Genomic DNA, 7,123 nt, shown 5'->3' with positions numbered 1-7,123 from the left:
GTCGCGGCGAGCACAGCTTCACCGCCACGGCGAAGGATCCGATGGGCAACGAGTCAAGCAGCAGCAGCTGGACCGTGACCATCGATACCGATGCGCCGGTGAAACCGACCATCGACGCGGCGCTGGACGACGTGGGCACCGTACAGGGCACCCTGTCTAACGGCAGCAGCACCGACGACCCGACGCCAACCCTGAGTGGCAAGGCGGAAGCGGGCAGCACCGTGAAGATCTACGATCAGAACGGCCTGCTGGGCGAAGTGACGGCGAAAGCCGACGGCACCTGGAGCTTCTCACCGACGGCGAAACTGCCGGAAGGCGAGCACCGCTTCCACGTGACGGCGACCGACAAGGCGGGTAATACCAGCGCAGCGTCCGACGATTTCGTGCTGAACCTGGACTACACCGCACCGGATGCAAGCAAAGTGAGCATCACTGACGTGGTGGATGACTTTGGTTCTGTGACCGGCTCCGTGACGTCAGGCGGTAAGACTGACGATAACACGCCGCTGATCAAAGGCACCGGCGCGGAAGCGGGCAACACCATCACCGTGTACAACGGCGACAAGGTGATTGGCACCGCCAAAGTGCAGGCAGACGGCACCTGGGAACTGCAAGTCACCAAGGCGCTGCCTGACGGCACCTATAACCTGACGGTTAAAGAGACCGACAGCGTGGGTAACACCACGGCGGCTTCACCGGAATACATTATTCAGATCGATGCAGGCGGTCAGCCGCTGCCACCGACCCTGAGCAGTGTCGAAGATGACGTCGCGCCGCATACCGGTCCATTGCAGAAGGATGCGACAACCAACGACAACACCCTGCTTCTGACCGGTACTGCGGAAGCCAACGTGACGGTTCGCATTTACGGCGGCCCGAACGGCACCACCTTACTGGGTGAAACGCAGGCTGATGCCCAGGGTAAATGGAGCTTCAACACGCCGAAACTGGCGGACGGTGTCCATACGTTTGTGGCGGAAGCCATTAACGACATCGGACAGGTGAGCCCGCAAACCGGCGGATTCCCGGTCACGGTGGATACCAGCGCGCCGGGTGAAGTCACTGGCTTCATCGTTAGCGATAACGAAGGTCCGAAGACTGGCGTATTGTCCAATGGCGACACCACTGACGATGCGACGCCGACCATCAGCGGTAAAGCAGAGCCTGGCAGCGTTGTTCACGTCTACGTGAACGGTCAGGAAAACGGCACCGCGGTGGCAGATGCTAACGGTAACTGGACCTACACCACCGGTTCACTGGCGGATGGGGAATACACCTTCACCGCGCGCGCTGAGGATTCAGCGGGCAACCTGGGTGCAGAAAATGCTGGCGTCACCGTCACGCTTGATACCTCCAGCGTACCGGTCACTATCGTTCGCGTGATGGACGATAAAGGCACCGTAACTGGCGAACTGAAGGCCAATGACGTGACTGACGATGCCCGTCCGGACATTATCGGCAAGGCAAAAGCAGGCAGCATCGTGACCATCAAAGATGGCAGCGTGGTGCTGGGCACCGTGACGGCAGATGCCAGCGGTAACTGGACATTCACTCCAACCAGCGATCTGGGCGATGGCGTACATAACATTACGGCGACCGCTAAAGATCTGACCGGTAAAGAGGATACCTCCAGCACCTTCAGCTTCGAAATTGACAGTAAAGCACCGAATCGTCCGAGCATTGATTACGCGGAAGATCAGGTGGGTACCGTTAAGGACGACCTGAACAGCAACGACGTGACTGACGATCCGCAGCCAATCCTGCACGGTACGGCCGAAGCGAACAGCACCGTCAACATCTACTCCGTTGATGGCACGCTGTTGGGTTCAGTCACCGCGAACAGCAGCGGCGCGTGGAACTTCAAGCCGGGCAGTAAGTTGCCAGAAGGGAAAAACACCTTCTATGTGACGGCGACGGATAAAGCCGGAAACGTCAGCGACAAGTCTGCGGACTTCGTGCTGACCACCGACTACACCGCGCCGGATGCGAGCAAAGTGACCATTGATTCCGTTACGGATAACGTGGGTAACGTTCAGGGGATTGTTGCGGATGGCGGCGTTCTGGACGATTCACGTCCGGTGATCCGCGGCTCTGGTGCTGAAGTGGGCAACGTCATTACGGTCTACACCACCGATAAAGACGGCAACACGAAAGTACTGGGTACCACCACGGTTGATCAGAACGGCAAATGGGAACTGACGCCATCTGAGTCTCTGTACGGTGACTCCATCAACAAACTGACCGTGACGGAAACCGATCGGGTTGGCAATGTGGCGAAACCGGCTGACAGCTATGACGTCATTATGTCCGATACCCCGGATGCACCAGCGATCGTTAACGTTCTGGACGATACCGGCACAACCGTTATCAACCTGGCCAACAATGCGTTGACCAAAGACGATACGCCGACCCTGAACGGGACTGCGGACGGTGCTGCGGGCGATACGATCACCATCTACAACGGCAGTCAGGTTGTAGGTAAAACAACGCTGAACAGCGATGGCACCTGGAGCTTCACGCCATCTCCGGCACTGGCTGACGGTAGCTACACCTTTACGGTGACCAATACCAACAGCGCGGGTCAGGAGAGCGATCGCAGCGGTTCGTTCACGGTAACCATTGATTCAACAGCACCGAATCCGGTTTCCGGCCTGCAGGTGTCTGACGATCAGGGTGCCTGGAAAGGTCAGTTGACCGAGGGCATGACCACGGACGACAACAAACCGACCTTCACCGGTAAAGCGGAGCAGGGCAGCACGGTCACTATCTATGATAATGGCCAGGCGATCGGTTCAGTCACCGTCACCAACCCTGACGGTAGCTGGCAGTTCACCCCGTCCACGCCGCTGGTTGATGGCGAACATCAGTTCGCGACTCAGGTAACGGATCCGGCGGGTAACAGCAGTGCGATCGTTGACGATATCACCGTTAACGTCTCCACGGGCGCAAGCTATCTGCAGCTGCTGCAGGTGGTGGATGATGTCCAGGAAGCGGGTGGTTCTCGCGTGCTTCGCGATGGTGAAGTCACGAACGATAGCCAGGTACAGCTGGTCGGTAAGGCGACGGCAGGCAGCACCATTATCATCACCGATGTCGGTGGCGTTCAGCTGGGTACCGTGAAAGCGGATGCCAATGGTAACTGGGAATTCACGCCGATGAGTAGCCTGAGCGATGGCGCGCATACCCTGCGCATCACCGGGACCGATCCGTCGAATAACCCGCTCACGCCGATCGACTTCGATCTGGTTGTGGACACGGTTGCGCCTGTCGCACCGGTTATTACCAACGTGCTGGACGATGTGGATCCGGTTCAGGGTTCCGTTGCTCACGGCAAGCCGACCAACGACACCACGCCGGAAATTACCGGTACGGCAGAGAAGGGCAGCACGGTGAATGTGTACCATCAGGTGGATGCGACAACCCGCATTCTGCTGGGTACCGCCGTGGCCGATAGCACAACGGGTCAGTGGACGCTGCAAATCAGCGACGCGAACAAGCTGGCTGAAGGCACCTGGAATCTGGTTGCAACCTCCACGGATGCAGCAGGCAACGTCAGTACGCCAAGCAACACCTGGACGATTGTTGTCGATACCACCGTGTCTGACGCGGTTATTAACATCAGCTCGATCTCGGAAGACCGTGGTGCTTCAGACGCTGACTTCATCACCAGCGATAACACGCTGTTGATTAACGGTGAGCTGAACAAAGCCCTGCAGGCGGACGAGTGGGTTGAGATTAGCCTCGACAACGGTGTGACCTGGACGCGTGCTTCAACGGTAACCGGCACATCCTGGACTGTGGATATGCAGAGCACGCCGCTGAACGATGGTGCGTACACCATTCAGGCTCGCGTGGTGGATAACGCCGGTAACGTCGGCAGCACCGATTCTCAGGCGCTGCAGGTGGCATCGGGCGGCAGTGACATGAACGGTCTGTCTACGACAACCAAAGTGACTACCGATACCAGCCATGGTCTGACGACCGGGGATCACTTCAGCCATGCCGCAACGGCGACTAACGGCGACATGGTCACCCGTGACCGTACCGTCACCCTTAGCGGTAACCTGAGCGCGGCGCTGCAGGCTGGCGAACATCTGCAGATCTCTCTGGATAACGGAAAGACCTGGAAAACGCTGGCACTCAACGGCCAGAGCTGGAGCTATGAACTGCCGGAAGCGACGGCAAGCACCACCCACAGCTTCAAGCTGCAGGTGATTGATGTTGCGGGCAACCCGGGTACGAACACGAAGTTTGCGGATAGCTACAACGTGGTCATCGACCTGGATTCGCCTGATGCCATCACGATGGCGCCGGATGTGCCTCAGCACACCAGCACCGGGGATTCGTTCACCTTCTCCAGCGGTCAGTATGGTCGCGTTGAAGCGGGTGCGATTGTCTCTCTGGTGAGCGACGTCAACAGCAACGGCACCTATCAGGAAGGCCTGGATCAGATCATCGGCTTCGCGAAAGCGAACGCGGACGGCTCCTGGACCCTGAATACGACCCTGCCTGCGGGCGCGCATAACCTGGCCTTTGTGGTCTGGGATGAGGCGGGCAACCGCTCAAGCATGAGCGCAAGCACCAGCACGGGCGTCACCGAAGGTGGTGGTAGTACGCTGATTGAACAGACCTGGGGCGGAACGACGGACTCTGACGGTCGTGGACTGAACGCCGCAGCGGTCACCATCAGCCAGGACGGTTTGTGGTCGTTCTTCCAGAGTGCCCGCGGCACGTCAGGAAGCACAACGGCTAACGCCGGACGTGTGTATGATTCCGTGACGCGTGAAGACTACGACTCAACGTATCTTGCGCAGCCGTCAACCAGCAACGGATCTGATTACAACGTCGACGACCCGTCCTACAGCCGCTACATCAACTCGGCAACCTTTGCGGACATTAACCGCGATGGTTACACCGACGTGATGTCGCAGGTCAGTAGCTACGGAAACGCAGGTCGTACTGCCTACTGGCTGCAAAACGCGGACGGTAGCTACTCGGCGAAAGCGTTGGATCAGGGAAGCCTGAACCACCTGGGCGGCGTGATTGCCTATGACCGTGAAGGTGACGGCTATCTGGACTTCGTGCTGGCTGACTCCGAAGCGGACTCCATCTCCTTCGTTAAGAATGAGCAGGGCACGCTGAGTTACGAGGACAACGCCGGATTCTATGATGGTCACCCTGGCGGGGCTCTGCCAACAGCGATGAGCGTGCTGCACGAAGTGGGGGCTGTGGACATCGATAACAACGGTACCGTAGATATTACGGCGCATATCGACTACAACGGCGCGGGCTCCTATGTGGGTAACACATCGCGTGGTCTGGGTATTATCTATAACCAGACGACCGGCACATCGGAGACAAACTTCGGTGAAGTCGGCTACTACGCGAACGTGTTCCGCAACGACGGTCACGAGGACTACGGCAACCGTTCAATCTCCATGACCTATGGCGATTACAACAACGATGGTTGGCTGGATCTGTTCCTGAGCCGTGGCTCGAAAGGCGGCGCGAACAGCGATGAGAGCCGCATTTACCTCAACGATGGTACCGGTAAGCTCAACGCAACCGACAGCCAGGCCCAGTGGTTTGGTGACAGCCTGGACGGTGGCACCTCGCTGGCGGTGGACTGGAACCACGACGGTAAGATGGACATCATCGAGGTCCCTCGCTCTGACGTGAACGGTGCGCCAATGTTGTATACCAATACGGGAAGCAACAACTGGGGTACCAACAAGGTCAGCCTGACGGGTAACACGATGTTCAACAACCTGACCGGTGCCGTGGCGCTTGACTACGACTGGGACGGTTCGATGGACCTGGTGCTGTACCGTTCGGGTGCAGATGCCAACGTGGTGGCAAGCGACGACGCGGGCCGCACGATGCTGGTGAAAAACACCAATATCGCGGCGGACGGCACGAGCCTGCAGATCCGTATTGTTGACGGTAACGGCATCAATACCTTCTACAGCAACACCGTGAAGCTCTATAACTCGGCGGGCGAGCTTGTCGCTACCCAGCTGATTAACCCGCAGTCTTCCGGCTCCAGCAACAGCATGGGTCTGGTGAGCTTCTTCGGACTGGATCCGAACGAAGTTTACTCCGTGCAGATGCTGCGTATTACCGACGGTAAAGCGGATCACATTGGCGCAACGGGCAGCATTGGCGGTTACACCAACGGTACGGTGAATGAGAACTGGGGTGGCCTGACAACAGGTAAAGCCCACGACTCCTACGTGCTGACGGCGGAAAGCGACAGCGCCGCGAACAACACCTCTGGCAACAGCGGGATCATCGGTACGGGCTATAACGACACCTTCTTCGGTTCGGCAGGTAACGACACCTACAACGGTGGCGGCGGCTGGAACCAGATTGTGAGCGGCAAGCCAGTCTGGAGTGAAACTGCGGGTATGGACGTTGTTGACTACAGCCGTTCTACCAGTGCGGTTAACGCCAACCTTTGGACAGGTACTGCAACCGGTAACGGCACCGATAAGCTCCTCAGCATTGAGGGACTGGTCGGGTCAAACCAGCAGGATACCTTCACGGATAACTCCGCGAACAACCTGTTCGACGGTCGTGGTGGCAATGATGCCTTCTACCTGGTCAACGGCGGTAACGACACGCTGATGTACAAGGTGCTGGCAGGAATGTCTAACGACGGTACCGGCGGCAACGGCCACGACACGATCCACGGCTTCAAGGTGGGTAATCTGGTGAAAGACAGTGATGCAGATCTGCTCGATATGAGCGAGCTGCTTGACTACAAGGGTTCTGTCTCCTTCTTCGAGGACGATGGAAAACTGGAGCTGGATTACTCCTCTCGCGGCGTGCTTGACTACGTCAAGGTGGAGGTTGTCGGAAGCGATACCGTGATCAGTATCGACCGTGACGGTCAGGGCGGACAACATGGCTTCACGCAGGTTGTCACACTGGCTGACGTTCAAACCGATCTGGTTACGCTGCTGCAGAATAACCAAATAATGATGTAACCCAGTAAAACCCGCCATCTTCGGATGGCGGGTTTTCTGCGCATATCTGAAGTAATACGATCAATCACTGGGTGAATCAGGAATTTGAAAATGAAAATAACCCCTCGGAATTTTAAAAAAATAAACCTGGCGTT

Annotated in this window: 1 protein-coding gene; it reads left to right on the top strand. The window is 57.6% G+C overall.

Annotation, left to right across the window (positions count from 1 at the left end; all coding sequences use genetic code 11):
- The first annotated feature begins 41 nt into the window (after nt 1–41).
- Complete coding sequence (locus tag KW829_RS17075; RefSeq protein WP_218308687.1) at nt 42–6,989, top strand: Ig-like domain-containing protein; 6,948 nt, start codon at nt 42–44, stop codon at nt 6,987–6,989.
- Nucleotides 6,990–7,123 lie beyond the last annotated feature (134 nt).

Source organism: Enterobacter sp. ENT02 (assembly GCF_019219165.1).
Lineage (GTDB): Bacteria > Pseudomonadota > Gammaproteobacteria > Enterobacterales > Enterobacteriaceae > Enterobacter > Enterobacter mori.
The sequence above is the reverse complement of the archived record's forward strand: the minus strand, read 5'-3'. Positions and strand labels throughout refer to the sequence as shown.

Excerpts from the sequence above, each read along its gene's own strand:
- KW829_RS17075 (WP_218308687.1), top strand. The coding sequence starts at position 42 with ATGGGCAACGAGTCAAGCAGCAGCAGCTGGACCGTGACCATCGATACC.